General features: G+C 63.4%; 30 protein-coding genes, 1 tRNA gene and 1 pseudogene. 17 read left to right on the top strand and 15 right to left on the bottom strand.

Features of this window, described 5'->3' with window-relative positions; genetic code table 11:
• Positions 1–100: 100 nt before the first annotated feature.
• The 7 genes from H0485_RS10805 to H0485_RS10775 form a co-directional block, all read right to left on the bottom strand.
• Positions 101–715: a hypothetical protein gene (locus H0485_RS10805; RefSeq protein ID WP_226935426.1), complete on the bottom strand. Its 615-nt coding sequence runs from the start codon at positions 713–715 to the stop codon at positions 101–103.
• Positions 712–1,176 carry a winged helix-turn-helix domain-containing protein gene (locus tag H0485_RS10800; RefSeq protein WP_226935424.1) on the bottom strand — a complete coding sequence of 155 codons (465 nt, stop codon included), beginning with the start codon at positions 1,174–1,176 and terminating at the stop codon, positions 712–714. The genes H0485_RS10805 and H0485_RS10800 overlap by 4 nt, the downstream gene beginning before the upstream one ends.
• A gap of 3 nt (positions 1,177–1,179) precedes the next feature.
• Positions 1,180–1,335 carry a hypothetical protein gene (locus tag H0485_RS10795; protein ID WP_226935422.1) on the bottom strand — a complete coding sequence of 52 codons (156 nt, stop codon included), beginning with the start codon at positions 1,333–1,335 and terminating at the stop codon, positions 1,180–1,182.
• Entirely contained in the window at positions 1,332–2,543 is a 1,212-nt protein-coding gene (locus H0485_RS10790) for a hypothetical protein (protein WP_226935420.1), read from the bottom strand. Before H0485_RS10790 ends, H0485_RS10795 begins: the two co-directional genes overlap by 4 nt.
• A 119-nt stretch (positions 2,544–2,662) precedes the next feature.
• The gene (locus tag H0485_RS10785) at positions 2,663–2,818 is read right to left on the bottom strand and encodes a hypothetical protein (RefSeq protein WP_226935418.1); all 156 of its coding nucleotides are present in this window, start codon (positions 2,816–2,818) and stop codon (positions 2,663–2,665) included.
• Positions 2,815–3,042 (bottom strand): hypothetical protein, encoded by a 228-nt coding sequence (locus H0485_RS10780; RefSeq protein WP_226935416.1) that lies wholly within the window; start codon positions 3,040–3,042, stop codon positions 2,815–2,817. Before H0485_RS10780 ends, H0485_RS10785 begins: the two co-directional genes overlap by 4 nt.
• Before the next feature lie 138 nt (positions 3,043–3,180).
• Positions 3,181–3,456: a helix-turn-helix domain-containing protein gene (locus tag H0485_RS10775; RefSeq protein WP_226935414.1), complete on the bottom strand. Its 276-nt coding sequence runs from the start codon at positions 3,454–3,456 to the stop codon at positions 3,181–3,183.
• Positions 3,457–3,477: 21 nt separating this feature from the next.
• Here H0485_RS10775 and H0485_RS10770 point away from each other — a divergent pair, with 21 nt between their 5' ends.
• The 11 genes from H0485_RS10770 (at position 3,478) to H0485_RS10720 (ending at position 8,194) form a co-directional block, all read left to right on the top strand.
• A complete protein-coding gene (locus H0485_RS10770) occupies positions 3,478–3,774 on the top strand; it encodes a helix-turn-helix domain-containing protein (protein WP_226935412.1) in 297 nt (98 codons plus the stop codon).
• Positions 3,775–3,994: 220 nt separating this feature from the next.
• Entirely contained in the window at positions 3,995–4,216 is a 222-nt protein-coding gene (locus H0485_RS10765; RefSeq protein WP_226935410.1) for a hypothetical protein, read from the top strand.
• Positions 4,213–4,476 (top strand): hypothetical protein, encoded by a 264-nt coding sequence (locus H0485_RS10760; protein WP_226935408.1) that lies wholly within the window; start codon positions 4,213–4,215, stop codon positions 4,474–4,476. Before H0485_RS10765 ends, H0485_RS10760 begins: the two co-directional genes overlap by 4 nt.
• Positions 4,476–4,670, top strand: coding sequence for a hypothetical protein (locus tag H0485_RS10755; protein WP_226935406.1), 195 nt, complete (start codon positions 4,476–4,478; stop codon positions 4,668–4,670). The genes H0485_RS10760 and H0485_RS10755 overlap by 1 nt, the downstream gene beginning before the upstream one ends.
• Before the next feature lie 11 nt (positions 4,671–4,681).
• A complete protein-coding gene (locus tag H0485_RS10750) occupies positions 4,682–5,080 on the top strand; it encodes a DUF2312 domain-containing protein (RefSeq protein WP_226935404.1) in 399 nt (132 codons plus the stop codon).
• Between the two features lie 187 nt (positions 5,081–5,267).
• On the top strand, positions 5,268–5,471 hold the full coding sequence (locus tag H0485_RS10745; RefSeq protein ID WP_226935402.1) for a hypothetical protein: 204 nt from the start codon (positions 5,268–5,270) through the stop codon (positions 5,469–5,471).
• Entirely contained in the window at positions 5,468–5,902 is a 435-nt protein-coding gene (locus H0485_RS10740; RefSeq protein WP_226935401.1) for a DUF4326 domain-containing protein, read from the top strand. Before H0485_RS10745 ends, H0485_RS10740 begins: the two co-directional genes overlap by 4 nt.
• Positions 5,895–6,134 (top strand): hypothetical protein, encoded by a 240-nt coding sequence (locus H0485_RS10735; protein WP_226935399.1) that lies wholly within the window; start codon positions 5,895–5,897, stop codon positions 6,132–6,134. The genes H0485_RS10740 and H0485_RS10735 overlap by 8 nt, the downstream gene beginning before the upstream one ends.
• A gap of 272 nt (positions 6,135–6,406) precedes the next feature.
• Positions 6,407–6,661 (top strand): hypothetical protein, encoded by a 255-nt coding sequence (locus H0485_RS10730; RefSeq protein ID WP_226935397.1) that lies wholly within the window; start codon positions 6,407–6,409, stop codon positions 6,659–6,661.
• The gene (locus H0485_RS10725; protein WP_226935395.1) at positions 6,658–6,921 is read left to right on the top strand and encodes a hypothetical protein; all 264 of its coding nucleotides are present in this window, start codon (positions 6,658–6,660) and stop codon (positions 6,919–6,921) included. Before H0485_RS10730 ends, H0485_RS10725 begins: the two co-directional genes overlap by 4 nt.
• 190 nt (positions 6,922–7,111) lie before the next feature.
• Positions 7,112–8,194, top strand: coding sequence for a site-specific integrase (locus H0485_RS10720; protein WP_226935393.1), 1,083 nt, complete (start codon positions 7,112–7,114; stop codon positions 8,192–8,194).
• 64 nt (positions 8,195–8,258) lie between these two features.
• Here the strand turns inward: H0485_RS10720 and H0485_RS10715 are convergent.
• From H0485_RS10715 to H0485_RS10700, 4 genes are all read right to left on the bottom strand, one after another.
• Positions 8,259–8,334, bottom strand: a tRNA-Ile gene (locus H0485_RS10715).
• A gap of 507 nt (positions 8,335–8,841) precedes the next feature.
• Positions 8,842–9,732: a LysR substrate-binding domain-containing protein gene (locus H0485_RS10710; protein WP_226935391.1), complete on the bottom strand. Its 891-nt coding sequence runs from the start codon at positions 9,730–9,732 to the stop codon at positions 8,842–8,844.
• Between the two features lie 83 nt (positions 9,733–9,815).
• Positions 9,816–11,450 (bottom strand): dipeptide ABC transporter ATP-binding protein, encoded by a 1,635-nt coding sequence (locus H0485_RS10705; protein WP_226935389.1) that lies wholly within the window; start codon positions 11,448–11,450, stop codon positions 9,816–9,818.
• Complete coding sequence (locus H0485_RS10700; protein WP_226935387.1) at positions 11,450–12,091, bottom strand: ABC transporter permease; 642 nt, start codon at positions 12,089–12,091, stop codon at positions 11,450–11,452. Before H0485_RS10700 ends, H0485_RS10705 begins: the two co-directional genes overlap by 1 nt.
• Between H0485_RS10700 and H0485_RS10695 the strand changes: the two genes are divergently transcribed.
• The 4 genes and pseudogenes from H0485_RS10695 to H0485_RS10680 all read left to right on the top strand — a co-directional run bounded on the left by H0485_RS10695 (position 12,069) and on the right by H0485_RS10680 (position 17,041).
• A complete protein-coding gene (locus tag H0485_RS10695) occupies positions 12,069–13,136 on the top strand; it encodes an aldehyde dehydrogenase family protein (protein WP_226935385.1) in 1,068 nt (355 codons plus the stop codon). The genes H0485_RS10700 and H0485_RS10695 overlap by 23 nt on opposite strands.
• A 70-nt stretch (positions 13,137–13,206) precedes the next feature.
• Positions 13,207–14,385, top strand: a pseudogene (locus H0485_RS10690) (mandelate racemase/muconate lactonizing enzyme family protein).
• Between the two features lie 3 nt (positions 14,386–14,388).
• Complete coding sequence (locus H0485_RS10685; protein WP_226935383.1) at positions 14,389–16,002, top strand: GMC family oxidoreductase; 1,614 nt, start codon at positions 14,389–14,391, stop codon at positions 16,000–16,002.
• A 343-nt stretch (positions 16,003–16,345) separates the two neighbouring features.
• Positions 16,346–17,041 carry a 5-formyltetrahydrofolate cyclo-ligase gene (locus tag H0485_RS10680; RefSeq protein WP_226935381.1) on the top strand — a complete coding sequence of 232 codons (696 nt, stop codon included), beginning with the start codon at positions 16,346–16,348 and terminating at the stop codon, positions 17,039–17,041.
• Between the two features lie 59 nt (positions 17,042–17,100).
• Here the strand turns inward: H0485_RS10680 and H0485_RS10675 are convergent, their stop codons facing one another.
• Entirely contained in the window at positions 17,101–18,390 is a 1,290-nt protein-coding gene (locus H0485_RS10675) for a flavin-containing monooxygenase (RefSeq protein WP_226935380.1), read from the bottom strand.
• A 235-nt stretch (positions 18,391–18,625) separates the two neighbouring features.
• On the opposite strand from H0485_RS10675, the gene H0485_RS10670 reads away from it, so the two are divergent.
• Together H0485_RS10670 and H0485_RS10665 are read left to right on the top strand one after the other, a co-directional pair.
• Positions 18,626–19,555: a LysR family transcriptional regulator gene (locus H0485_RS10670; RefSeq protein ID WP_226935378.1), complete on the top strand. Its 930-nt coding sequence runs from the start codon at positions 18,626–18,628 to the stop codon at positions 19,553–19,555.
• A 588-nt stretch (positions 19,556–20,143) separates the two neighbouring features.
• The gene (locus tag H0485_RS10665; RefSeq protein ID WP_226935376.1) at positions 20,144–21,697 is read left to right on the top strand and encodes an FAD-dependent oxidoreductase; all 1,554 of its coding nucleotides are present in this window, start codon (positions 20,144–20,146) and stop codon (positions 21,695–21,697) included.
• 8 nt (positions 21,698–21,705) lie between these two features.
• Here H0485_RS10665 and rsgA read toward each other — a convergent pair whose 3' ends face one another.
• The 3 genes from rsgA to repB all read right to left on the bottom strand — a co-directional run bounded on the left by rsgA (position 21,706) and on the right by repB (position 25,235).
• Positions 21,706–22,740, bottom strand: a complete 1,035-nt coding sequence (rsgA, locus tag H0485_RS10660) for a ribosome small subunit-dependent GTPase A (protein WP_226935374.1) — start codon at positions 22,738–22,740, stop codon at positions 21,706–21,708.
• A gap of 186 nt (positions 22,741–22,926) precedes the next feature.
• A complete protein-coding gene (gene repC, locus H0485_RS10655; protein WP_226935372.1) occupies positions 22,927–24,096 on the bottom strand; it encodes a plasmid replication protein RepC in 1,170 nt (389 codons plus the stop codon).
• A 182-nt stretch (positions 24,097–24,278) separates the two neighbouring features.
• Positions 24,279–25,235: a plasmid partitioning protein RepB gene (repB, locus tag H0485_RS10650; protein WP_226935370.1), complete on the bottom strand. Its 957-nt coding sequence runs from the start codon at positions 25,233–25,235 to the stop codon at positions 24,279–24,281.
• Between the last annotated feature and the right edge of the window lie 2 nt (positions 25,236–25,237).

Below are 25,237 nucleotides of genomic sequence, written 5' to 3'. Positions count from 1 at the left end.
CTTCTCTTCTCTCTTCTTCTCTTCTCTGTGCGGAACTGTTCCCCACAGTTCGGAACTGTGCCGTTCTGTTCCGGAACACTTCGGAACAGTTCTGGAACAGTTACCGGATGAACCACCGCTCCCGCGCGGCGTGCACCATGACCGCCTCATAGGCTGCCGGGTTGCGCCGGCCCTTGCGGTTCTCTTTGAGCCAGTCATCCATCCGCGCCATCAGGACATCATCAGCCACCACGTCATCGCTGACACCGAGACCCTTCAATGCCTCTCGCAGGCGCTTAAGCCGCTGATACTCTGCCTTGCCCTCGGCCGACAAAGCGCGCGTATCCCGGCGATCCAGAGCGTCCTGAACCTGCTCGAGAACAACCTTGTGCATGAGCCGGATCTCATCGCCGCATCTGCACCGCACCCACCCCCGCAGGGGGCCGAATTCGAGCCTTCGCAGCTCAGACACGCGGCTTTCACTGACGCGCAACATGACCGCCAGCTCCGCGTCATCATCAGGCAGGGTGCCGACCGGGCTTTCCGACTGCGCCATGTCAAACAGCGCCCGGGCCATGCCCTGGACTTCCCATGACGCGAGCTTGTAGGTGCGCGACGACATCCAGCGATGATGCATCCACTTTAGGAAAGAGTGCGCATCGAGGCGTTCATCGCGTGAAATAGGATATGTCTCGATAACATCATCTGAACTGATCAGCCGCAGTTCCTGTTTCATGATTTCAGCCTCCGGGGCGCTTGTGCCCGCTCTGTTGCCGCAGCCTGCGCCATGCGAGCGGCCAGCTCGACCGCCGCGAATTCAGCGAGGCCGATGGAATTGTGCCTGTTGCAGTCTCTGGTCATGCCGAGCTTGCGCGCGTTCCAGTTGATGGCCTGCTCTCTGACACCGAAAAAACGGCCCATCTCGCTGGGGCGCACATTGGCGCGCCACATGCGCTGGAACAGCTCACCCTCCGGGTCAAAACCGTGCTTCGGGCCAAGGGCGCGGGCTGGCAGGCCAAGAGCCTTTGCCCGCCAGCTCACTGCGGCCCCCGAAATTCCGAGCGTCTTGCCGATATCGGCAGCAGACAGGGTGTTGCCGGTCCACAGTCGGGCGAGCTCGGCCCGGGACATGGGCTTGCCGCGATTGGTGCTGTCGCCATCGCGGCGGGCCGGGCGATCGATTGCGAGGCTCACCATCCCTCAGCCTTCCTCGGCTTGTGTAGCTGGCTCGGCAATGGCCTCTTGAACGCGGCGCATGAATTCGTTTGTTTCCCGGGCTTGCCGCCATGTGTCGACCTGCATCCAGGCAAGGGCGAGAAAGAATGCCCCGATTATGCAATCTGAAAAGCGCTTCACACCGCACCCCCTTCCCCGCCCTGTACGGGCTGATTGGCGTGGCATTTGCACGGGATGAAATAGTTGCACTGGCGGCAAACCTCCTGCAGCACTGTCACATCGGGGCCACTGGCGAGGTCGATGCCGATATGCAGCACCTCTGCGCTGGCGGGGGTGATGTGGATGACGTCAGCTTGGAATTTGATCGGCTGTACCCCGGTCACTGAGGCCATCTTCAGAGACTTCGCCTTACCCGCTTCCCTTTTGGAAACCTCGACGCTGAACCCCGGCCCGACCCCAGCGGTATAGATACCATCCGTCACCGCCCCGGCCTTGGCCTGTTCCAGCGCGGCGAGAGCGTCGGCTGTGGTGAGGGCGCGAATGGCAGCGGCGATCTGAGAACCACAACAGCCCTTCGACATATGCTGCGCAGCCGCCTCATACGCCGCAGCGATCAGCGCCGGGCGCTCGGCCTCAAGCTCGGCAATGCGGGCCTCGGCGGCGTCACGATCGGCCTCGGCTGTGTGCTGTGCAGACAGTGCGCGCTGGTGCCGGTGCTCATAATCAAGCGCCTTAGCCGACAGCCGTTCCACCGCTGCCCGTAGGCTGGCGTCGGAGGGGTGGGCGGCAGTCAGCCCAGCCATGCCAATGAAATGCATGGCCGCCTCGGTGAAGAATTTCACCATATTGTCCTCGGGAATGGTCCAATGCTCAACACGGGGGCCATGCCAGCTGCCGCCGTTGGCTTTCCAGATCGGGCGCAACCCGCCCAGGGTCACCGCCACCGGCTCCCCTTGCGTAGCCTGCAGCTCGACATTGAGGGCCAGAAGGTGATCACGCTCAGCTCGGGTGTGTGCGAGGCTTGACGCATACGCTTTGGTTTGTGCCTCTGCGGCAGAAGCCCGGGCCTCGTAGGCGACCAAAGCATCGCTTCCCTGCGATGCAGGGAGGGCGCGGAGCGCGGCACGGGCTGCGGAAATGCCCACCGCGGCCATACCTAGGGCGACAGCATCACCAGCGTCGCCCTGCTCAGCGCCCGCCTTCATTTGGGCCTCAACGGCATTGAGCTGGGATTCCATTGCCGCCCGGCTAATCAGGTCGCCCGCCGGGGCTCCTGCGGCCATATAAGGGCTGTGGCATTCCCGAAGGAGCGCTTCTTCAGTCAAAAGTACGACTTGACCATCACATTTACCGGGGTTGCGCGACTCACCAGATGAGCGCAGCGTCACATGCTCAGGGAGTAACGAGTTATCGCGTGCGGGGCTGCTGGCAATCCCGCCCCCTACTCCGTCAGTGGCCCTTGCGATGACTGCTCGTCCTGATGTATGTTTCTTGCTACGTTTTCGGGTCACAATCCGGCCCTCCTGCGCTCAATCTGATTGGTCAAAAATTTTTGCAGCGGGATCAGCCTGCAGGCTGCCTCCCTCGGCATGAAGGCAATGCCAGACAGCGCGATGATCACGCCGCTCACGCCCACGCGGATTGCCCACAGAATGAAGATCATCCCCGCCCCTCCAGAAAGTCCTGGAAGGGCCGGCCGGCCAGGGCGACCACATCGCCCGAGGGGCGGTTGACCCCCTGCCACCAGTTCAGCGCGGTCTGGTACCGGACGCCGAAGGTGACCGCGACCTCCTCAGGGTTGCGATAGTTTTCGTGAAGGAAATCCGCCCAGAAACCAGCAAAGCGCGCCCGGAACGAGCGCGGCTCAATAACTTTTGACCATGACATTTGAGTGGGCCCTTTCCCATGTTGAGCGCAGGAAGGGCGTTCAACCGGGGTGTGAGAGGAAAGGAAATTGGGAGCGGCCTGTCTCATCAGGTCGCGCTCACAAAGGAACATAAACAGAGGGGCCAAGTGACGATGCCTTCATGCCGCATCATCTTCATGAACCCAGTCGACCGCCCGGACCTTGCCACCTGTGACGCGCTCAATGCGCGCTGCCAAAATCAGGCTGGGCAGAACTTTTCGGCGGCAAAGTTTCGAAACGGTAGCCTGGTCGATTCCTAATGCAGTCGCAAACTGCGCCTGCGTTTGGCCAACTGCCTTTATATGATCGCTTAGAGAGGTCATGAGGCATAAATGCCCATTGGGAATATTCCCGTCAAGCATTAAGTTGCCCGACAGGCATTCGACCAGCGCCACAACAGCTGAGATAATGTCTCTATGAAAGAACTCGCACAAATCCGTCGCGCTATGGGGCTGACCCAGAAGCAACTCGCCGAGAAGGCTGGCGTCGATCAGGCAACGATTTCAAAAATTGAAACAACGCCGTCCTACAACTACACCGCCGAGATGATTACCAAGCTCGCTGAGGCCTTGAATGTTGAAGCGGCAGAGCTTTTCGGCCTTACTGAGCTCCAGGCGCGAATAATAGCTGCAATCAGATCGATTGATGATCCCGCCCAGCAAGCCGCTGCGGTTCTGGTCTTGGAAACGATGGCGGCTTCAAAGCGCCAGTGATCTCATCCTCGAGTAGGATCAAGAAAGCCCACATCTCCTGCTTTGTCAGGCGAAGAATCACGTCTGTACTAATCTCTTGTCGCATGTTGTGTTCTATTTTCGTTCACGCCTGGTCAAAATCAAGCCCTAAAAGTGGACTGAAATAATATGCCCAATAGGCATTGACAGATGTATGCCTATTGGGAATATTACCCCATCGCAACCCGATGGAGGCCTTCCCGTGTCCAGCTATCGCCCCGCCCAGATCGAGCTTGCCCGGCAAATGCTGGCGCAGCCCGACCTCTCTCATTCTGCCGCGCGCCGCGCACTGAATGAGCGCATCGCCCGCCATGTCCTGAAATCCACACAGATCACCTGTGACCGCAGCGTGATCACCGTCCCCAAAGGCGTTTTCATCGCCGGGCTGGCAGGGCGGAACATCGATCACAGGGGCGCAGTATGAGCCCCCGCTGGTATTATGAAACCGTGTCGGCAGATGGCCGCTGGATGCCGAACCTTTCGGAGACCCGGCCCGGGACCATCATGCACGGCGGCCATATGCGCCTGCAGCTGGCAACAGGAGGCGGCACCGGACCTCGGGTTCGTGCCCTCGCAGAGATCCACCCTGATCTGAGCGAGACACCGATTGCCCAGCTTCACGCCCTGCTCTCGCCTGATCTGCGCGGAGTGGCAGTCAGCCAGCTTTCCAAGGGGGTGCATTGATGACCCCTCGCCAGCCTTATCCTGAGCAGCTTGGAAAGTTCATGCGCCGGCGGCGCCTGGTCCACCAGCTCGAGGGGCTGACCGCGATTGCTCTCGTTTTCGGCGCGGCGCTGCTGGCAGCCTGCGTCGGCCGAGCCGTCCTGATCACCCTTCTCAACCTCACAGGCCCGGCATTGCCGCCGGGCTGCTGCTGAAAGGCTCGATCATGGATGGCAGCGTGCGAATGACGATCGAGGCGGGCGGCGAAAGGGTCGAGACCACCCTTGATGCAGTGAAATCCCTGAACAAAGAGCTGAAGAAATCAGCACAAAAGCCCAAGCGCACCCCGATGAAAGAGACGGAGGCCGATAAGAAGGTCTCTGATGCAGCCTTCAATCAGGTGGGGGAGGAGCTGCGCCAGTTCCTCGAGCGCATCGAACAATTTGAAGCCGAGAAAAAAGACATCTCCGAGCAGATCAAAGAGGTCTACGCCGAGGCGAAGGGCCGTGGCTTTGACACGAAAGCCATCCGCAGGATCGTCACCCTTCGCAAGAAAGACCCCGACGCGCGTCGGGAGGAGGATGCGATCCTCGAGGTCTACATGAACGCCCTCGGCATGGAATAACCAGTTATCCCGCGCGCGCGAAATGCCCTTCGCGGCGCCACCTTCCCGGCGGCATCCTGACAGATTGTCGCCGGGCCTTTCTCCCGAAGAGAGCGGCGGGTGATCCGCTCTTATCCCTCCCTGCTGAAACTCTCCCGCCCGGCCCGCCGGTCGAGAACCTTTTCCAGAAAGAGATCAGGAATAATTCATGCCCATTTCCCCCGAAATTCGCTTTCGCAATGCTGTTGCTGCCACCCTGGCGTCATCGGCCTTCGACTTCTTTCCTCCGGGCGAGGTCAAGCGACTGGTCGAGTTCGCAAAGGATATCGGCGTGCCCGAAGAACAGGCCCGCCTGACGATCACGAGCATGGTCGAGCGCCCGCGCGAGCCAGTCACCCGGGGGATTGAATGATGCAAGCGCCTCCCGGATCCCGCGTTCAGCTGTCGCGCGCCAGGGGCTGGCGCCTGCCGCCGCGCAGCGTGAAGTGCGACCGCTCAACAGTTTTTGGCAACCCCTGGAAATCTGGCCTGCCGGGCCTGCTTCGCCTGCCAGCCGGCGCGCTGCGCGGTCGCATGACATGGGATGCCCCGCGCCAGATGGATCACGCCCTGACCACCGATGACACCATCGGACTGCATGCTGACTGGCTGCGTAACGGGAATGCCTATCTGCCCGCTGGTCTCAGCGAACCCGAGACCCTGCGCTGCCTCGATGCCCTCGCCGAGACCCGGGCAACTGTTCTCGATCTGCTGGCCGAGCTGCGCGGCTTTTCATTCGCCTGCTGGTGCGCGCCAAACGGCCCCTGCCACGCCCAGACCCTGCTGGAGATTGCCAATGGCTGAATTCACCATCCCCCATCGCTGCAAGGGCAGCCTGGCCATCGCCGAGGAGACCATTGAGGCTTGCTGGGATGATCCGGCGACCGCGACGCAGGTTCTGGCCTTTGCCGCGGTCATTGCGGCGCTCAAAGGCGGCATTGGTAGCGCTGAGCTCGCAAGACTGATTCCCAGCCTGGAGAGACCGGCCCGCACGCTCATGGGAACGGATGAACATGGCGAAAGGCAGCTGAACTGATGGTTGCGAGGGTGAAATGACCATTTACCCAGCCGCGCCGCCCGAATTCAGCTGCGGCATCTGCCAGCGCCCACAGAAGCCGACGGGATGGAGGTGGGCCGGTGAGTATCCGATCCCACCCGTCTGCAGGCGCTGTGAGATTGATTACGGCGTAGGGATCGGCGGCTTCGGCGACCGCAATCGAGACCGCAGGATCATACGCCAGATATCAGCTTTAGCCGCAGCGCTGACCGCCGAAGCTCACAAGCTCAATCAGAATAAGGAGCCAAGATATGGCTGAGCGCGACTATTCGACAAGCCCGATCGCCGATTCCCTTGGCCTTAGATCTGTCATCGACGGACTGGCGCACGATCTGCAGGAACTGCGTGATCGCAAAATCACGCCAGCTGATGGGCTGGCCCGCGCGGCAGTGGCAAAACAGCTTTTCAACGGGGTCCGCCTCTATTTGGTCGCCCGAGGCCTCCGCGCCCCGGTGTCACCGCCTCCTGAGGCCAATCCACGCGTGATCGAAGGCAAAGCCGAATGAGCTATTTGCCCCCGCTCCCCATGATCATCGACAGCTTTGCCGGCGGCGGCGGCGCCTCGACCGGCATCGAGTTGGCCCTTGGCAGATCGCCAGATGTCGCGATCAATCACAGTGAAACAGCACTCGCCCTGCACGCGGTGATCCTGTCAAAGCAGGATGGTCGTATTCCAGAGGTGGATCAGAACCTGCGGTTCATGACTCTGATACTGCCGGGAGTGGCTGAGGCGATCAGAGCGAAAAAGGAGGGAGGGGAGGGATGAGGATGCCAGCACCGCGAGCAACAGACGCCGCAATCCGCCGCGCGTTGGCCGCGTGGAAAGATGCCGGACTGCCGGTTGGGCGGATGGAGGTCACAGCAGCTGGTGATATCATCATCAGCGCGCCCGAAGCTGCATCACTGCCAGAAAAGCCGAAGCAGGCCGCGCCGCGTGAATGGAGGAGCGCCAGCTGATGCGCGTCAACTATCCCGGCCTGCTCATCGAAAAACACCGCAATGGCAAGTTGCGGTATCGCGTCCGGGTTGAGGGCAATAAAGCCCGCCGGATCGCGATACCGGTTGGCCCGGGTGATGTCGATTTCGTGCACCATTACCATGCAGGTCGCGCGGGAGAGACGTGGGTAGGCACAGATGTGCGCCCTGTCCTTGTTGTCAAATCGATCGACTGGCTGGTCCACAGCTATCTGGATCACCTGCAGCGGCTTGTCGCTGCTAGGCTGGCCTCGCCGCTCACTCTCAAGCAGCGCCGGTCGATGCTCCTGCGGTTCACAGATCACGTTGATGATGTGCAGGGCCGCTATGGCGAGCTAACCTTAGATCTTCCCAACGCCGCATTTGTACGGATCCGGGATGCATGGATCGCTACCCCGGGCGCAGCAGATAACCTGATGAAAGCTTGCAGCGCTATGTATGAATGGGCGGTGGATCGCGGTGATCTGGCCGCAAACCCAGTGAAAGGTATCGGTAAGATCAGCGTTAACCGAGGCGGCGCCACCCCCTGGACTAGCGGTGACTTGATACGCTTCAAAGCCGCACACCCGCGCGGAACGACCGCGCATCTCTGGCTCACCCTGCAAATGTTCACCGCATGCCGGATCGGGGACGCAATCACCCTGGGACGGGATCATGAAGTTCAGCGTGCGGGCGAAACCTGGCTGGAATGGCAGCCGGGGAAAAAGGGCTCAGCTCCGGTTTCTCTCCCTATGCTCCCGCCCCTCTACACGGCCACTCGCGCGGCCAAGATCGTCGGCCCGACCTACCTGCTCACCAGTTACGGCAAGGCATTCTCATCCCCGGAGAGCTTACGCAATCGCATTTCCAAATGGTGCGCCACCGCAGGCATCGAAGGCAAATCGTCCCACGGCGTCCGGAAGGCCGTTGCGGAGCTGCTAGCCGAGGCCGGGTGTACCCAGCACCAGATCATGGCCATCATGGCCCACACTCAGGCAAAGACTTCTGAGATTTATACCAAAGGCGCAGAGAGACGCGCCATGTCAGGCCATGCTATGCAGGTTTTGGCAGGCCTTGATTGGTAAAGTGTCCCGCAGCCAAATTTTGCGGGACACTTTGGCCAGAAAAATATGGCTCAATGCGGGGTGCTGGTAGGCGCGGAGGGATTCGAACCCCCAACCAAGGCGTTATGAGCGCCCGGCTCTAACCGTTGAGCTACGCGCCCCCGAAGCAAGGCTTCCCTACCAGATTAGTCCGTTGGGTCAAGCGCGCCAGCCGGTGCAATGCGATTATGGGTTACATTTCCCTCCCCCCGGGCAGAATAAGTATAAGCGCTCCCGGGCACCCACGGGCTGCTCAGCAGGCTGCTGAAACAGGCCGGGGGCAGGACCATTCTCCCTCATCAGGGCGGGTCAGGCTTGCGCTGCCGCCACGATCGTCGCGGCTCGGCAGAAAGGGGCTCCTCGGGCAACCTCCGAGGGGCCGGTGTCATTTCATCGCCAGCCCCGGCGTGATCCCGGCTGGCCATCAAGGTGCTGGATCAGGATGGAGTAACGCTATGCATCATCCGGCTCCGGGCGCCCCTACACACGCCCCGGGGCCCCTGTCCTTGCAAAACCACTCTGAAGGATGGGGCGGGCGGCCTCCCGCGCGCCTTCTGACGCCATTCAGAAAGCCCGCTGCCGGCAAGGCAGCCTCCGGCAGATCCGGCGCGGCCAAAACGCGGCGCCACTCAGTCCGGCTGGGGCCCGCGCGTCCCCTGCAGGGCCAGCTGTTGCATCCAGCGCGCGAAATGGACCACCCGGCTGGTTGCCAGCCGCTCGGTGGAAATATCCAGCCAGTAGCCATAGGGCCCGGTGACCACCACCGGATCGATCTGCACCAGCGCCCCCGAGCCGAGTTCGGATTCAATCATATTGCGGTCGATCACCGCCAGCCCCGCCCCGGAAACCGCGGCCTGGGTCACCATGTCCAGCGTTGCGAATTCCATCGCGTTTTCCGGCAGACCCGAGCGCTCATGCTGGGTCGAGGCGAACCAGTTGTCCCAGGTCGGCAGGCGCAGCGCGCGGTCAAGCACATAAAGCAGGCAACTGGCCCGCAGGCGTTCAGGCTCGGCCCAGAGATCCGGGGCGCAGACCGCGATATGCTGCTCGACCATCAGCCTTGTCGAGGAATGGCGGTCCCGCGGGCCGGTGCCAAAGCGGATCACGCAGTCAAAACGCACATTGTCATCGGGGTTCAGATGCAGCGACAGATCCAGATCGGGAAAGCGCTGCCGGAACGAGACCAGCCGCCGCGACAGCCAGCGCGCAGCAAAGGTGGGCGGCGCGAGCAGGGTCAGCTTCTGCCGGGGCACGGTCCTGCGCGCCTCAAGCACGGCATCATCGATCAGATCAAAGGCCCCCGCCAGCCGCTCATGCAGGACGGCCCCGGCCCCGGTCAGCTCGATCGTATTGCCGATCCGGCGGAACAAAGCGATGTCCAGCGCGGTTTCCAGCTGGCGGATCTGCCGGCTGACCGCGCTTTGCGTCACCCCGAGGCGATGCGCCCCTTCGGTAAAACTGAGACACTGGCCCACAGTGGCAAAGGCCCGCAGCGAGGTCAGGGAAGGGGTCGAAGACATAAGCGGCCGGCGATCTCGGAACGGGGTCAGCGGCGTGCCCGGATCGGACGCGCGCTGAACCTTCCTCCTGAGCTGCTCCGGCGTCAAGCCTGCCCTGCCCCGCCCGGCTCTTCCCCGGCTCCGGCTACCGGCCTGGCTCCGGGCCCGAAGGCATCGCGCCCCGGCGCGGCGGCGATCAGAGCGCGGGTATAGGGGTGGCGCGGCCGGGTCAGAACCTGATGCGCCGGGCCGCGCTCGACCACATAGCCCTTGCTCAGCACCACGATCTCATCGCTGATCTGGGCCGCCACGCGCAGGTCATGGGTGATGAAGACCACGGCAAGCTTCAGCCGCTTTTGCAGATCGGCCAGCAGATCCAGCACCTGGGCCTGGACCGAGACATCCAGCGCCGAGACACTCTCATCCGCGATCAGCACATCGGGCTGCATCGCTAGGGCGCGCGCAATGCCGATGCGCTGGCGCTGACCGCCCGAAAAAGCCGCCGGTCGCCGGCGATAGGCGCTGCGCTCCAGCCCGACCAGCTCGAGCAGATCCTGCGCCCGGGCCACCGCCTCGGCAGGGGGAACACCCGAAAGCACGGCCGCGCGGGCGATCATCGGCCCCACCCTGCGGCGCGGGTTCAGCGCGCCGAAGGGATCCTGAAAAATCATCTGAATCCGTTTGCGCATGCCGCGCAGCGCGCCGCCCCTGGCCGCAAGAATATCCTCGCCCGCAACCGCAATCCGGCCGGCGCTGGGGTCCACCAGCCGGATCAGGTTCTTGGCAATGGTTGATTTGCCCGAACCGCTTTCCCCGACGATCGACAGCACCTGGCCCGGTGCCACCGTAATATGCACATCATGCAGCACCTGTTTCGTGCCATAGCTGTGGTTCAGCCCGGTCACTTCCAGCGCAGGCGGGCCCGCCTCGCTGGAGGGGCGGTCATGCGGCACAAGGCTCGGCACCACCGCGATCAGCGCTTTGGTATAGTCATGCTGCGGATGTCTGAGCACCTGCGCGGCCGGGCCCAGCTCCACCACCTCGCCGCGGCGCATCACCGCAATCCGGTCGGCAATATCCGCCACCACCCCCAGATCATGGGTGATGAAGATGATCCCATGGCCATGGTCATCGCGCAGCTCGCGGATCAGCCTGAGCACCTGGGCCTGGGTGGTCACATCCAGCGCCGTGGTGGGCTCGTCGGCGATCAGCAGGCGCGGCCTCATCGCCAGTGCCATAGCGATCACCACCCGCTGGCATTGCCCGCCCGAAAGCTGATGCGGATAGCTTTTCAGGATACGCTCCGGTTCGGGCAGATGCATCGCCTCGACCAGCCGCCGCGCCGCCGCGGCGCGTTCCGTCCGCGGCAGGGAGGAATGGAGGACAAAGACCTCCTCGATCTGCTGCGCCACGGTCAGCGCGGGATTGAGCGACGCCATCGGCTCCTGAAAGATCATGCCGATCTCTTTGCCGCGGATCTTCTGCCATTGCCGCTCGGTCAGGCTCAGCAGATCCTGCCCCCCCATGAGGGCCTGGCCTCCGGCCAGGCTCAGCCCTTTGGGCGCGGCCCCCATCAGCGTCGCGGTCAGCACCGATTTCCCCGAACCGGATTCGCCGACGATGCACAGGATCTCGCGCGGCTTCACCGTCAGCGTCACGCCTTTGACGGCAAAGGCACGGTCCGCCCCTTTGGGCAAAGCCACCGAGAGATCGCGGATTTCAAGCAGGCTATGGGTCATCACTGGCGCTCCTTCACGTCATTCACCTCGCGCAGGCCATCGGCCAGCAGGCTGAGGCCCAGGGTCAGCGTCGAAATCGCGATACAGGGGAAAATCACCAGATGCGGGAAGGCGATGGCCATGGCGCGGCCCTCATTCACCATACCGCCCCAGTCCGGTGTAGGCGGCGGCAGGCCCAGCCCCAGAAAGCCCAGCGTGCCGATGGTGATGGCGGTATAGCCAAGCCGCAGGCAGAAATCGACCGCCAGCGGCCCGGTGGTATTGGGCAGAATATCAACGAACAGGATCCGCCAGGTGCTCTCGCCCTGGGTGATCGCCGCTTTGACGAAATCGCGGCTGGCCACATCAATGGTAATGGCGCGCACGATGCGGAAGATCGCCGGGGCCGAGCTGAACGTAACCGCGATCACGATATTCAGCGGCGAAGCCCCGATCACCACGATGATGACGATATAAAGCACCAGTACCGGGAAGCTGAGCACCACATTGGCCAGAAAACTCAGCACCGCATCGGTGCGCCTGCCGGCATAGCCGGCGATCAGACCAAAGCACAGGCCGATCAGATAGGCGGTCAGCGTGGCCAGCGTCGAATAGATCACCACCGTCTGCGCGCCCCAGATGATGCGCGACAGGATAGCCAAGCTTGGTGGTGATAACCTGCTGCTGCAGCGCGAGCCGATCGGCGTGGTCGCAGCCCTCATCCCCTTCAACTATCCGATCTACACGCTGATGCGCAAAATCGCCCCGGCGCTGATCGCCGGCAATACCGTGGTGGCGCGGCCCTCGAACAATACCCCCTCCTCGGCGCTGGAAGTGGCGCGGGCGGTGCGGGACTGCGGCTTCCCCCCGGGGGCGATCAATATCCTCGCCATGACGCATCAGGTGGCCCAGACCGTCTGCACCCATCCGAAAGTGGGGATGATCACCCTGACCGGCAGCGTCGGCGCCGGGCGCAAAGTGCTGGAATACAGCCAGGTCAATATCGCCAAATCCTCGCTCGAACTGGGCGGCAAGACCCCGGCGATCATCGAGGCGGATGCCGATCTGGAACAGGCCGCCGCCGCGGTCGTCGCCTCGCGCACCACCCATTGCGGCCAGCTCTGCACCGCGATCGAACGGGTCTATGTCCAGGACAGCGTGCATGACCGCTTCGTCGGGCTGCTGCGCGGCCATATGCGCGCCCGCAGTTTCGGCGACCGGATGCGTGAGCCCTCTGCCATGGGGCCGCTGATCAATGCCAATGCGCGGCTGAACATCCATCAGATGGTCTCGCGCGCCATTGATGACGGCGCGGTGCTGGAATGCGGCGGCTTCATCCCCGGGGGGCCGGGCTGGTTCTACCCGCCGACCCTGCTGACCGGATGCCGCCAGGATATGGAGATCGTCCAGGAGGAGGTTTTCGGCCCGGTGCTGCCGGTGCTGCGCTATCAGAGCACCGAGGACGCGCTGGAGATGGCCAATGACCATCAGTTCGGCCTCTCTTCGGTGATCTATACCGAAAACTACCGCAAGGCGATGCAGGTGGCGAATAATATCGAGGCCGGAGAGGTCTATATCAACCGCATTCCGGCAGACCCCTATCAGGGCTATCATTCGGGCTGGAAACGCTCGGGCCTCGGGGGCGATGACGGCAAACACGGGATGCTGGATTTCACCCAGACCCGCCTTGTGATCCAGAGCTGGTAAGGAGCGATCTGTGAAACTCGTATCCGTTAAAACTGATATCGTCGCCGTACCCCCGCCGCATATCGGCGGCATGTACTGGATTTTCGTCACCCTGAAGACCGATGACGGGATCGAGGGGGTGGGCGAGGTCTATGCCGCCACCTTTCATCCAAAGGTGATGGTCCCGGCGATCCAGGATGTGTTTGATCGCCTGCTCGCTGGCGAAGATCCGCATCATATCGAAAAATTCTTCCGCCGCGCCTATTCCAGCGGCTTCACCCAGCGTCCCGATCTGACGATGATGGGCATTGTCTCGGGGCTGGAAATGGCCTGCTGGGATATTATCGGCAAGGCGGCGGGCAAGCCGGTCTATGAGCTGATCGGCGGCCGCCTGCATGAAAAGCTGCGCTCCTATACCTATCTTTATCCAAAGAACGCCAGGGGCGAGCACGATTATTCCAATATCGAACTCAGCGTCGACTGCGCGCTCGAATATATGGAACAGGGCTTCACCGCGCTGAAGTTCGACCCCGCAGGGCCCTATACGGTGATGGGCGGGCATCAGCTCTCGCTCGAAGAGATGGAGCGCTCCGAAACCTTCTGCCGCCGCATCCGCGAGGCGGTGGGAAATCGCTGCGACCTGCTGTTCGGCACCCATGGCCAGATGACGGTCTCCGGCGCGATCCGGCTGGCGCGACGGCTCGAGCAATATGATCCTTTGTGGTTCGAGGAGCCGGTGCCGCCGGGCCAGAGCGAGGCTATGGGCCGCGTCGCGGATCACACCTCGATCCCGATCGCAGCCGGTGAGCGGCTGACCACGAAATATTAATTCCACGACCTGTTGCGCAATAACGGCGCCTCGATCCTGCAGATGAACCTTGGCCGGGTCGGTGGCATTCTCGAGGGCAAAAAGGTCGCGGCTCTGGCCGAGGTGCATTACGCCCAGATTGCGCCGCATCTCTATAACGGGCCGGTGGGGGCGGCGGCCAGTATTCAGCTGGCCGCCGCAACCCCGAACTTCCTCGTCCAGGAAAGCATCCGGCGCTGGGATGGCTTCCATGCCGAAGTGCTGGAGGAAGGCCTGACCTGGTCCGATGGCTGGATCATCCCCTCCGGCAAGCCGGGCCTTGGGATCACGCTCAACCGCGAGGTGATCGAGGCGCATTCGCCCTATAGCGACAAACGCCTGCATCTTTCGATGTGGGAGGCGCCGCATGATTTCAAAGCCCAGTCCGATACCTCCTGGAAAGAACCCCCGGCGAAGGCCTGACCCATGACTTACGATTACATCATCATCGGCGCGGGCTCGGCCGGTTCGATCCTCGCCGCCCGGCTGAGCCAGGACCCGAAGACCCGCGTCCTGCTGCTCGAAGCCGGCGGCAGCGACCGCTCCTTCTGGTTTGACATTCCGGCGGGCTATGCCCGGAATTATTTTAACCCCGAGACCAACTGGATGTATTCGACCGAGCCGGAAGCGGGCATGGCCGGGCGGAAAATTTACACCCCCCGCGGCAAGGTCCAGGGCGGGTCGGGCTCGATCAATGCGATGATCTGGGTGCGTGGCCAGCGCCAGGATTTCGACGACTGGAAGGCGGCGGGCAATCCGGGCTGGGGCTATGACGATGTCCTGCCCTGGTTCAGAAAGCTGGAACAGCATCCGGCGGGCGAGACGGAATGGCATGGCGCCAGCGGCCCGGTCGGCATCACGCCGATGAAGGGACAGACCCATCCGATCTGTGATCACTTCCTGCAGGCCGCGCGCGAGCTGGATCTGCCGCTCAGCGATGATTTCAACGGCGCCGATTTTGAGGGCGCGGGGATCTATGAGACCAATATCGCCCGGGGCAAACGCCAGTCCAGTTCGAAAACCTATCTCACCCCGGCGCTGAAACGCCCCAATCTGACGCTGCGGCTGCGGGCCGAGGTGACGCGGATCCTGATCGATGACACCGGCCGCGCGACGGGCGTCGAACTCCAGACCCCCGACGGCCCAGAGCAGCTGAGCGCGGCGCGCGAGGTGATCCTCTCGGCCGGGGCTGTCGGCTCGCCCAAATTGCTGATGCTGTCGGGGATCGGCGACCCTGAGGAGCTGGCGCGCCATGGCATCGCGCTCAGGGCCGCGCTGCCCGCCGTGGGCCAGGGGCTGCAGGACCATCTCTGCGCCAGCTATTATTACCGCTCGACCCTGCCAACGCTGAATGATGAGCTGCGGCCCTGGTGGGGGAAACTGCGGGCCGGAATGCGCTATCTGCTGGCGCGCTCGGGGCCGCTGGCGCTCAGCGTCAATCAGGCCGGCGGCTTCTTCCGCACCGCTTCGGCGGTGGATGCGCCGAATATTCAGCTCTATTTCAACCCGATGTCCTACCGCATCCCGCCCAGCGTCAAAGCAAAGCTGGAGCCCGAACCCTATCCGGGCTTCCTGCTGGCCTTCAACGCCTGCCGCCCGCAAAGCCGGGGCCGGATCTCACTTGCCTCGGCCGATCCGCGTGCTGCCCCGCTGATCCGGCCCAATTACCTCGCCACCGAGCGCGACCAGCGCGAGGTGATTGAGGCCAGCCGCCTGATCCGGCGGTTCATGCAGGCCCCGGCGCTGAAGGCGATCACGGTTGAAGAGGTCAGCCCCGGTCTGCAGACCGCCAGCGACAGCGAGATGCTCGATTATCTGCGCGAGCAGGGCGGCTCGATCTATCACCTCTGCGGCAGCTGCACGATGGGGCCGGATCCCTCGCGCGCGGTGGTGGATGCCGAGCTGCGCGTGCATGGCATCCGCGGGCTGCGGGTGGCCGATGCCTCGGTTTTCCCCAATATCACCTCGGGCAATATCAATGCGCCGGTGATGATGCTGGCAGAAAAAGCCGCGGCGATGATCAGCGCTTCGGCCCGTTGAGCGATCACCCTGCCAGAGCCGCGCCTGTTGCGCCAAACCGGCGCGCAGCGTTGCGGGCGCCGGAGCGCTCATTCGCGGCCCGACCCGGCAGGCCCGGCGCAGAACCTGGCAGAGAAGCCGGGACGCTCTGCCAGGCCTGAACCGCGGATCTGCCGCTCACATCCCGGCCTCGGCCGTGCCGGTGCCGGATTGGGGCTGCGGCACTGGCTGCCGCCTCTGCCCCCCGTGCCAGGCACACAGCAGCCGCCCGGCGCGTCAAAACCCCTGCCGAAATCCCGAAACCATGGCATAATAGCCAGGCACGGCCTGTGTTCCTCCCGGTGTTTTCGCAAAGGGAAATGTCATGACTTCCAGACCAGAGGCGCGCTCCCCTGCCTCGCCGCCCTGCCTCGCCGCTGAGATCGCGCCGGATTATTTCGATCCGCTGGCGGTCGAGCCGCAACAGGCCACCGATGTCATGCGCTGGCGCAAAGCACAGCGCAGCAGCCTGCTCGCGGCCCGCGCCGCCATCAGCAGCAGCGCGCGCGCCGCAATTGCCACCGCCATCGCCCATGGGCTGGACCGCCTGCTGGAGGAGCTCTTTCCCGATCTCACAGGCAAAGTGATCTCCGGCTACTGGCCGATAAAATCCGAGCCCGATCTGCGCTTCTGGCTTGGATCGCTGAGCGCACGCGGGGCGCAGGCGGCGCTGCCGGTGGTCGAGACCATTGCCAGGCCGCTGATCTTTCGCCCCTGGCATCCCGGGGCGCCGATGATCCGGGGCCACTGGAACATCCTCGTGCCCGAAAGCACGGCAGAGGCCGATCCCGATTTCATGCTGGCGCCGCTGGTCGGCTGGCAAAGCGAGGGCTATCGCCTCGGCTATGGCGGCGGATATTTCGACCGCACCCTCGCTGCCTGCCGGGCGAGGGGCAGAAAGCCGGTGGTGGTGGGCGTCGGCCTGTCATCGGCAAAGCTCGCCACCATTTTTCCGCAGCCCCACGATATTGCGATGGATTATATCATCACCGAAACCGGCCAGGTCGGGCCGCTGCGCTGAAGATGGCAGGGCTGCCCCCTGCCCTGCAGCTCTTGCCGCGCTCCCCCCTGCCCCCTGCCTCACCCCCGGCGATCTGGCATCAGCCGAGGGGCCTCGCCGCTCTGCGCATGGTGATGCGCCATATAGCTGCGCTGAATAGCGATCTGATCGGCAATATATTTTGCATCATGCCAGACCCCCCAGATAAAGCTTGAGCCACGGCGCGACTGCCAGGGCAGGCCGAGGAAATAAAGCCCCGGCTGGGCCGAGACGCCACGGCTGTGCAGCGGCCGGCCCGCCGCATCAAAGGCATCTGCCGCAATCCAGCTGTAATCCGCCCGGTAGCCGGTGGCCCAGATCACGCTGGTGATGCCTTCGGCGGCGAGATCAAGTGCGCGGATCGGCTCACGCACACAGGCGGCATCGGGGAAACGCTGGCGCGCCTGGGGATCCAGGGGCAGATCCAGCCCCTGGCGGCTGACATAGGCATCGGCTTCATCAAGCAGCGCAAAAAGACTGGCATCGCCGCGGTTCAGGTTCTGCACCAGATCATCCCCAAAGCTCAGCCTGCCGCCCGCTTCCGCTCCGGTCATCCCAAGTAGGGTGATCCCCTCCAGCGCCAGCCGCCGGAAATCAATGGTCTCGCCGCCCCGCGCGCCACTGACCGCAATCGTCACATGCGCCGTTCCCGGCGCGGGGGCCGGCATATCCCATTTGCCCAGCACCCCCAGCCACCAGCAGAAATCGCGGCCGCGATAGGCGCGCGGCGGGCGCTCATGCGCGCCGACCGACAGATAGACGCGCCGCCCCGCCCGATTCAGCTCATCAGCGATCTGCACCCCGGAAGAGCCCGCCCCCACCACCAGAACCGCACCTTGCGGCAGTTGTCCGGGGTTAAAATACTGCGCCGAATGGATCTGGTTCAGCCCCTCGCGCGGCGCGAGGACCGGCGGGATCACCGGCAGCTGAAACGCCCCGGTCGCCACCACCACCCGCCCGGCAAGGATCTCGCCGGCCGAAGTGGCAACGCGGTAGCCCGGCCCGCCCTGTTCTGGCTCAAGTCGCCCGACCGCAATGCCGCAGCGCACCGGCAGGCTGAACTTCTGCACATAGCTTTCAAAATAATCGGCCACTTTATCCTTGGCCACGAAAGCCCCGGGATCTCCCTCAAACTCCAGCCCCGGAAAGCGGTCATGCCAGGCCGGGCCATTCGCCACCAGCGAATCCCAGCGGGCATTGCGCCAGCGCCCGGCAATACGGTCGCGCTCGATCACCAGATGCGGGATCGCCGCCGCGCTCAGATGCTCGCTCATCGCAATGCCGGCCTGACCGGCGCCGATCACCAGCGTGTCGATGGTTTCTACGCTCATCAGCTATCCTTCCAGGCTGTCAGGGCAGGCCGGCGCCGCAATCCGGCACCATTCTGGCCGACCCTAGTCCTGGCCCCCCTGCCCCGGAAATTACGATTTCATGCAGCAGGGCTTAGGCATTCGCAAAGCATTGCCCCCGCCGCGCCGCAGTATCCATTGACAGCGCCTTCTGCACCGCCGAGCGTGGCACCAGCCCTGGCAGAACCGCTGCGGAGGGCCTGGAACAGGGATCTGAATGCCACTTCGCTATACGCTGCGTCAGCTGGAATATTTCGTGGCCGTGGGCGAAACCGGCAGCATCGCTGCGGCGTCGCAGCGGGTGAATGTCTCTTCCCCCTCGATCTCGGCCGGAATTTCGCAGCTCGAACAGGAACTGGGTCTCAGGCTTTTCGTACGCCACCATGCCCAGGGGCTCAGCCCGACCCCGGCCGGGCTGAAGATCATCGCCGAAGCGCGCGAGGTTTTGCAAAAAGCCGCAGGCCTGCGCGATCTGGCCGGGGATCTCTCGGGCTTTGTGCGCGGTCCGCTGGCGGTGGGCTGCCTCAGCACCTTTGCCCAGGTGCTGCTTCCCGGGCTGCGGCGCGGCTTTGTCGAGACCTATAGCGAGGTGCGCATCAGTCAGACCGAGGCCGATCAGCCCGAATTGTTCAGCCTGCTGCGTCAGGCCAGAATTGATCTCGCCCTCACCTATGACCTCAGCCTGCCGCGCGATCTGGTCTTTGATTCCCTCATTGAAATGCCGCCGCTGGTGGCGCTGGCCGAGCATCATCCGCTCGCGGCCAAAAGCGAGGTCACGGTCGATGAGCTGGCGCCGCATCCGATGGTGCTGCTCGATCTGCCGCTGAGTACGGATTATTTCCTGTCTTTCTTCACCCGGGCCGGGCTGCATGCCAATGTCGCCGAACGCACCCGGGATATGGCGGTGATGCGCAGCCTGGTGGCCAATGGCTTTGGCTATTCCATCGTCAATATGCGCCCGAACCGCAATGTCGCCCCGGATGGCACGCCGATGCGGTTCATCCCGCTGACCGGCACTGACAGCGTGCTGCGGCTGGGGCTTTTATCCACGCGCGGGGTGAAAAGCACCCGGCTGCATGGCGCTTTCGTCCAGTTCGCGCGAAACTGGGTCAAGGGGCAGAGCGCGCGGGTGTTTGGCAGCCCCTGAGACGCGGCAGATGATATGGCAGAAAAATAAGTGATCAGAGCAGCTTAAAGACCATTTTTAATCTTTTGCATTAACCAGGTCACGCATCTCGATTGCAGCCCGGCCCTCGCCTCAGGGACACAGCAACGCCAGCGCGCCCCGGCCCCCGCCTTCAGCCCCTCTGAGGCATGGCCAAAAGCGTTCAGCTGATGGCCAGGCCCCGGATCGCCGGGCCGCAGCGACCGGACCCTGCCTCAAAATCTGCAGAATAGCCGCCTCCCCAGCTCCGGGGCAGCGCTGGGATTGTCATTCAGCGCCTGCAGCCGCGTCAGGCAGCAGGCCCAAGCCCCCGGGGATCACGTCAGGCCCTTTTCTCTGAACCCGCTGTCCGCAGGCTGACGGCCCCTTCCCTGGCCGGAGCGATCGTTTGAGCCCTGGCTTTGCAGCCCGCATACAACCACCCGGCCCTGTATATCTGATGTCATAATCCCGCGGGCATCGGCGTGAAACAGCAGCCGCTTCAGAACGTGGTTTACGGCCCTGCCCCGGCTCAGGCATTCTGCAGCCTTTCCCGATCTGTCGCCGCTGCCTTTCGCACAGGTGCCCGCAATGCCGGATTTCGATTGTGTCATTATTGGCAGCGGCATCGGCGGCGGCACCGCCGCCCGCGCGCTTGGCGAGGCGGGGCATAAAGTCCTGGTGCTTGAGGCAGGCGAAGCCGGGTCGCGCGGCGATACCAGCCAGCTGAGCCTGGCAGAAGACCCCGAAGAGCGGCTGCAGAACGGCGCCTGGCCCGACCGGGTAGAGGCCGAGGTCGAGGGGCGCTCCGGCAGCTTTCACGCACCGCTCGGCTGCGGCATCGGCGGCACATCGGTGTTCTATGCCGCCACGCTCGAGCGCCCCTCCGCCGATGAGATCGGCCCGATCGAAGGCGGCATCTCACCGGGCTGGCCGCTCAGCTGGCCCGATCTTGCCCCCTGGTATGACGAGGCGCAGCGCCGCTTTCAGGTCTGCGGCAGCCCCGATCCGCTCGACCCGCGCCCCTGCCCTGCCCTGCGCCCGCCGCCCGCGCTCTCGGCCTCAGATCAGCGGGTGATCCGCCGGCTGGAGGCCAATGGCATGCATCCCTACCGGCTGCATTCCGGCACCGCCTGTCTGCCCGGCTGTCAATCCTGCTATGGCCGCAAATGCCCCCTCGCCTGCAAAATGGATGGCCGCTCGGCCGGGATCGAGCCCGCCCTCGCCACCGGCAATGTCCGGCTGCTGACCCGGGCCGCAGTCACCCGGTTTGAAGCCGGGGCCGATCAGATCAGTGGCGTCGACTATCAGCATCAGGGCAAAAGCCACCGCGTCAGCGCCCGTCATGTCATTCTGGCCGCCGGGGCCTATGCCTCGCCCGGACTGCTGCGCGCCTCGGTCAGTCAGGCCTGGCCTCAGGGCATCGGCAATCGCCATGATCTGGTTGGCCGGCGGCTGATGTTTCACTATTCGCAGCGTTTCATGGTCTGGCCAGGCCGCGCAGGCACGGCCGAAATCTCGAAAACCCTCGCCTTTCGCGATTTTTACCGGTTTGAGGGCCAGCGGCTCGGCATGGTGCAGTCGATGGGCATTAAAATCTCTTTCGGCGAGATGCTGCATTTCCTGCGTATGGGCGCGCTCGGGCGTGGCTGGCACTCGCCGCTGATCCGGCAGTCGCTGCGCATTCCGGCCTGGCTGATCAGCCAGCTGCTCGGCAATGCCGCGCTGTTTGACGGCCAGATGGAGGATTTCCCCAGCCTGGAAAACCGGCTGCTCTTCTCCCCCGAAGCACCGCGCCGCATCGCCTTTCACTATTCGGTCCCGCCCGAGGCCCATGCGAGGCGCGCGCAGTTCCGCCGCCAGATCCGCCGCGCCTTTCGCGGCATGCGGCCGGTCTTTCTCTCCGATCTGGCCGAGCCCAACCTTGGCCATCCCTGTGGCACCCTTGGCATGGGCCACAGCCCCGAAACCTCGGTCACCGATGCCCGGGGCCGCATTCACGGCATGAAAAATCTCTGGATCGCCGATGCCTCGGCCTTTGCCACTTCAATGGCGGTCAATCCCAGCCTGACCATTGCCGCGCTGGCCCTGCGTCAGGCCCGCGCGATCAGCGAAACTCTCAGCCGCGAGCAGAAAACCGGCTGAACCGGGGCTCAGCGCCGCTTTCCGGCCGGTTTCACCACCCGATTGCCCCTTGGCCCGGTCATAATGGGGGTATTTTCTGTGTTTTCTTCCAATAACTTACGCCAGCGATCCAGCCGCGCCGGGTCCAGATCTCCGGCTTTCACCGCCGCCTGAACCGCGCAGCCCGGCTCATGCGCATGGCTGCAGTCGCGAAAACGGCATTGCGGCGCCAGTTCGGTGATCTCGGCGAACAACACCTCAAGCCCGACCGAAATATCGCTGACATGCAGGGTGCGGATGCCGGGCGTATCAATCACCGTGCCACCGCCGGCAATCGCATGCAGCGAGCGCGAAGTGGTGGTATGGCGGCCTTTGGCATCATCCTCGCGGATCGAGCCGGTCAGCTGCGCCTCGGCGCCACGCTTTTCAGTAAGCGTATTCAGGAGCGAGGATTTGCCCACTCCGGAAGAGCCGACCAGCGCCACCGTCTGCCCCGGCCCGCACCAGGGCGAGAGGATCCGGCGGGCTTCGGGCGAGGTGCCGTCAAGCGTCACCACCTGCAGCCCGCGCTGCAATCCGGTGACCCGGGCCCGGTAGCTCTCGGGATCCTGGACCTGATCGGCTTTGGTCAGAATGATCAGCGGCTCGGTTCCCGCCTCATTGGCCAGAGCCAGATAGCGTTCGAGCCGGGCCGGGTTGAGATCGTCATTGCAGGAGGTGACGATGAAAAGCGTATCGACATTGGCCGCGATCAGCTGCTGAAACCGCGCCCCCTCGGTGCGGCGCTGCAACAGGCTGCTACGCTCCAGCCGGCGGATCAGCAGATGGCTTTCCGGCTCGGCCAGCACCCAGTCACCCACCGCATAATCGGCAGTATTGGTCTTTGGCGGCAGGTTCAGTCGCAGAGGCCCCTGATCCGACTGCGCCCCCATCCGGGCCCGATGCACCGAAGAGATCCGCAGCGCTATAAGCCCGGTCTCCGCCGCCGTGATCTGTTCGGCAAAGAAGTTTGACCAGCCGAGAGCTGTCAGCGAAGGGCGGAGGGGGGCGGTTTCTGATGTCACCCGCTCTGAATGCGGCGGTTTTTTGCCCGATGCAAGCCCGGCCGTTCTGCTGTGACCCTCTCGTCTCATCTTACGCTGCCCCCTGTAGAGAAAGGCTGAGGTTTCGCAGGCCGCATGCCCGGCATTTCGGGCAAAGAAGCGAGAAAGTTGACAGCTGTCAACAATGGCAACTTCGGGACCACTGGCTCAGATCTCCCGGCTGTTTCGGGCCCGAAGCAGGGCCAGCACCATTGGCCCGGGGCTAAAGGCCTGGGCCGAGGCTTTCAGCGCCAGCCGTCTGAGATAGGCGCCGGGGTTTTTAACCTTTTCGTTGCTCTGCAGCAGGCAGGCGAGGGTGATTGCGGCATTGGTTGGCCCCATGCGCTGACAGGCGTCGCGCCAGGTGTGATCGGAAATCCCCAGCATCGCATAAAGGAAGCAGGCGGCTGACAGCAGATCCTGCCAGTGGCGGATGCCCTCGCGGGAATAGGGCAGGATTTCAGGGCAGGCTTCCAGCACCAGAGCAAGCGTCAGCCCGCTTTCTTTATCGCGAGCGGTTTCAGCTGGTTCAGCGATTTTCTCCGCAGCCTGTTCTGATTCAATATTTACTCTGTCTGAATGTTGAATGTGCCGCTCATTTTGGTCGTCATTGCCGCTCACTTGTTCTTCGGCGAGGGTCAGGCTGGGGATAAGATTGGAGATCTGCAGGAAGATATTTTCGACCTGCAGTGACAGTTCCTGCAGCAGCATGGCCGTCATCTTGCGGCGCAGCTGGCCTTTGGCCTGCAGGATGCCTTGAGAGAGCTGATTGAAATCACAGGGGTTCGGTTTTGCCGCGGGCAGAAGCCGGTCACAGTCGCGCAGCTGCAGGACGATCGCCTCGCGCCTCGCTTTCAGCCGTTCCTCATCCGCGACCGCGGTCTCGGCATGGAGACGGATTTTTTCGGCCTGGCGGGTGAGGGGGGAGAGGTCAAAGCCATAGGCGCGCGGCGCGGCGCCATAGCGCATGGCGTAGCGTTTACCATTCGGGCTGTCGCGGCGCTGGATCAGGCCTGCACCGACAAGGGCTGCGATATGACGCCGCAGGGTGCTTTCCGCCATACCATGCGCCCGTGAGGAGAGCGTCAGGTTCGAGGGGAAAACCACCGCATTCTGCGCCGGCAGCTCATCCTCGGGCCAGAAAGAGATCAGCGCGGCCAGAACCGCCAGATCACGGTCTGACAGGTTAAAAGCCATGCGGGCGGTGACCAGATCGCGCTGGATCTGCCATTTATTGACCGATGGGTAAGCGGTATCGGTCCCTGACAGCGCCATAGCTGCCAGAGGGCCGGCCGCAACCGGCCGCCGCCCAAAGGGCGTCAGAGGGATGTGCTGCATCCTGTTTCACGCGGGTGCAAAACCTTACCCCGTCGAATCGACGAGTTGACAGCTGTCAACGAATGGCATTAGAAAGGATGTGCTAGATCTGACTAAGGCCCTTCGGAATGTTCATCGTTCCGGGGGGTTTTTGTTTTACGCCGTCTGGTGCCTCCGTTGTTGTTTCTGCCTGTATTGCCGGATCAGGGCTTTTGCCCCTTATCCAGGAATTCCTGATGCAGCTCAGCGAGATGCGTGAGCAGCCAATCCTCAAACCCGTCACTGTCGCGGGCGCTGAAGCTGAGGGTCAGCGCGCCGTCTTTGCGGCTGAACTCTCCGAGAATCTTGTGACCGGCGCCGAGAATCGCCTCGGGCGGTTCCGCGCGCGGGCGGGCAGGGCGGCGCGGCGCCAGTTTGCGGAAGATCGTCTCAAAGCGCTGATCCGAACTTTCGCCGCTGACCGCGTTGATTACCGCATCAATGTCGCGATCTCGGATCCGCTCGACCAGCTCGAGCCAGCGGTCCCGCCCGACCGCGGGGGCGGCGCCGATCGCATGCAAAAGCCCGGTTGGCAGGGCATCGGCGACGCTGAGCATCCGGCTGATCACGGTCTTATCCACCGCCAGCGCATCGCAGATCACTTTGCGCTCAAAGCCCGAATCCCGCATCTGGCGGGCGAAATTGGCGCGCTCGATGAAGGAGAGATCCTTGCGCAGGGCATTTTCCTGGCCCTGGGCAATCATCAGATCGCGGTCATTCAGCTCGCGCAGCATGGCTTTGACCGGCAGGCCGGCCTGTTTCAGTGCGGCGACCCGGCGGCGGCCATAGACCACCTCATAACGCCCCTCATGCGAGGGGCTTTTGCGAAGCAGAACAGGGACTTGCTGGCCATATTCGGCCATGGAATCGGCGAGGGCGGTAATGCCGTCATCTTCGCCGCCGATGCGGTCTTCGAGACCGGCATTATCGATCAGCTCGGGCGCGACCTCAAAAACCGCACGGCTTTTCAGCTCGGCAATCGACTGGCCGACCGCGCCGATCGCGCCTTTGTTCATTCGCGGTGCGCTGGCGGGCGAGAAAGCGGCGAGGGGGGCGGCGGAACTGGTCGTGCCGGAGCCTTTGGCTGAGATCAGCCCCTCGAGAAGGTTTTTGCGTGCCATGT

It is taken from the genome of Pseudogemmobacter faecipullorum, from assembly GCF_020539525.1.
Lineage (GTDB): Bacteria > Pseudomonadota > Alphaproteobacteria > Rhodobacterales > Rhodobacteraceae > Pseudogemmobacter > Pseudogemmobacter faecipullorum.
Note: the sequence above shows the minus strand (reverse complement) of the source record. Positions and strands in the feature narration are given on the sequence as shown.

What these genes read in the sequence shown, in the direction of transcription:
- H0485_RS10805 (WP_226935426.1), bottom strand. Translation starts at nt 715, where the DNA reads ATGAAACAGGAACTGCGGCTGATCAGTTCAGATGATGTTATCGAGACA.
- H0485_RS10800 (WP_226935424.1), bottom strand. Translation starts at nt 1,176, where the DNA reads ATGGTGAGCCTCGCAATCGATCGCCCGGCCCGCCGCGATGGCGACAGC.
- H0485_RS10785 (WP_226935418.1), bottom strand. Translation starts at nt 2,818, where the DNA reads ATGATCTTCATTCTGTGGGCAATCCGCGTGGGCGTGAGCGGCGTGATC.
- H0485_RS10780 (WP_226935416.1), bottom strand. Translation starts at nt 3,042, where the DNA reads ATGTCATGGTCAAAAGTTATTGAGCCGCGCTCGTTCCGGGCGCGCTTT.
- H0485_RS10770 (WP_226935412.1), top strand. Translation starts at nt 3,478, where the DNA reads ATGAAAGAACTCGCACAAATCCGTCGCGCTATGGGGCTGACCCAGAAG.
- H0485_RS10760 (WP_226935408.1), top strand. Translation starts at nt 4,213, where the DNA reads ATGAGCCCCCGCTGGTATTATGAAACCGTGTCGGCAGATGGCCGCTGG.
- H0485_RS10755 (WP_226935406.1), top strand. Translation starts at nt 4,476, where the DNA reads ATGACCCCTCGCCAGCCTTATCCTGAGCAGCTTGGAAAGTTCATGCGC.
- H0485_RS10750 (WP_226935404.1), top strand. Translation starts at nt 4,682, where the DNA reads ATGGATGGCAGCGTGCGAATGACGATCGAGGCGGGCGGCGAAAGGGTC.
- H0485_RS10745 (WP_226935402.1), top strand. Translation starts at nt 5,268, where the DNA reads ATGCCCATTTCCCCCGAAATTCGCTTTCGCAATGCTGTTGCTGCCACC.
- H0485_RS10740 (WP_226935401.1), top strand. Translation starts at nt 5,468, where the DNA reads ATGATGCAAGCGCCTCCCGGATCCCGCGTTCAGCTGTCGCGCGCCAGG.
- H0485_RS10735 (WP_226935399.1), top strand. Translation starts at nt 5,895, where the DNA reads ATGGCTGAATTCACCATCCCCCATCGCTGCAAGGGCAGCCTGGCCATC.
- H0485_RS10730 (WP_226935397.1), top strand. Translation starts at nt 6,407, where the DNA reads ATGGCTGAGCGCGACTATTCGACAAGCCCGATCGCCGATTCCCTTGGC.
- H0485_RS10725 (WP_226935395.1), top strand. Translation starts at nt 6,658, where the DNA reads ATGAGCTATTTGCCCCCGCTCCCCATGATCATCGACAGCTTTGCCGGC.
- H0485_RS10720 (WP_226935393.1), top strand. Translation starts at nt 7,112, where the DNA reads ATGCGCGTCAACTATCCCGGCCTGCTCATCGAAAAACACCGCAATGGC.
- H0485_RS10710 (WP_226935391.1), bottom strand. Translation starts at nt 9,732, where the DNA reads ATGTCTTCGACCCCTTCCCTGACCTCGCTGCGGGCCTTTGCCACTGTG.
- H0485_RS10705 (WP_226935389.1), bottom strand. Translation starts at nt 11,450, where the DNA reads ATGACCCATAGCCTGCTTGAAATCCGCGATCTCTCGGTGGCTTTGCCC.
- H0485_RS10695 (WP_226935385.1), top strand. Translation starts at nt 12,069, where the DNA reads ATGATGCGCGACAGGATAGCCAAGCTTGGTGGTGATAACCTGCTGCTG.
- H0485_RS10685 (WP_226935383.1), top strand. Translation starts at nt 14,389, where the DNA reads ATGACTTACGATTACATCATCATCGGCGCGGGCTCGGCCGGTTCGATC.
- H0485_RS10680 (WP_226935381.1), top strand. Translation starts at nt 16,346, where the DNA reads ATGACTTCCAGACCAGAGGCGCGCTCCCCTGCCTCGCCGCCCTGCCTC.
- H0485_RS10675 (WP_226935380.1), bottom strand. Translation starts at nt 18,390, where the DNA reads ATGAGCGTAGAAACCATCGACACGCTGGTGATCGGCGCCGGTCAGGCC.
- H0485_RS10670 (WP_226935378.1), top strand. Translation starts at nt 18,626, where the DNA reads ATGCCACTTCGCTATACGCTGCGTCAGCTGGAATATTTCGTGGCCGTG.
- H0485_RS10665 (WP_226935376.1), top strand. Translation starts at nt 20,144, where the DNA reads ATGCCGGATTTCGATTGTGTCATTATTGGCAGCGGCATCGGCGGCGGC.
- repC (WP_226935372.1), bottom strand. Translation starts at nt 24,096, where the DNA reads ATGCAGCACATCCCTCTGACGCCCTTTGGGCGGCGGCCGGTTGCGGCC.
- repB (WP_226935370.1), bottom strand. Translation starts at nt 25,235, where the DNA reads ATGGCACGCAAAAACCTTCTCGAGGGGCTGATCTCAGCCAAAGGCTCC.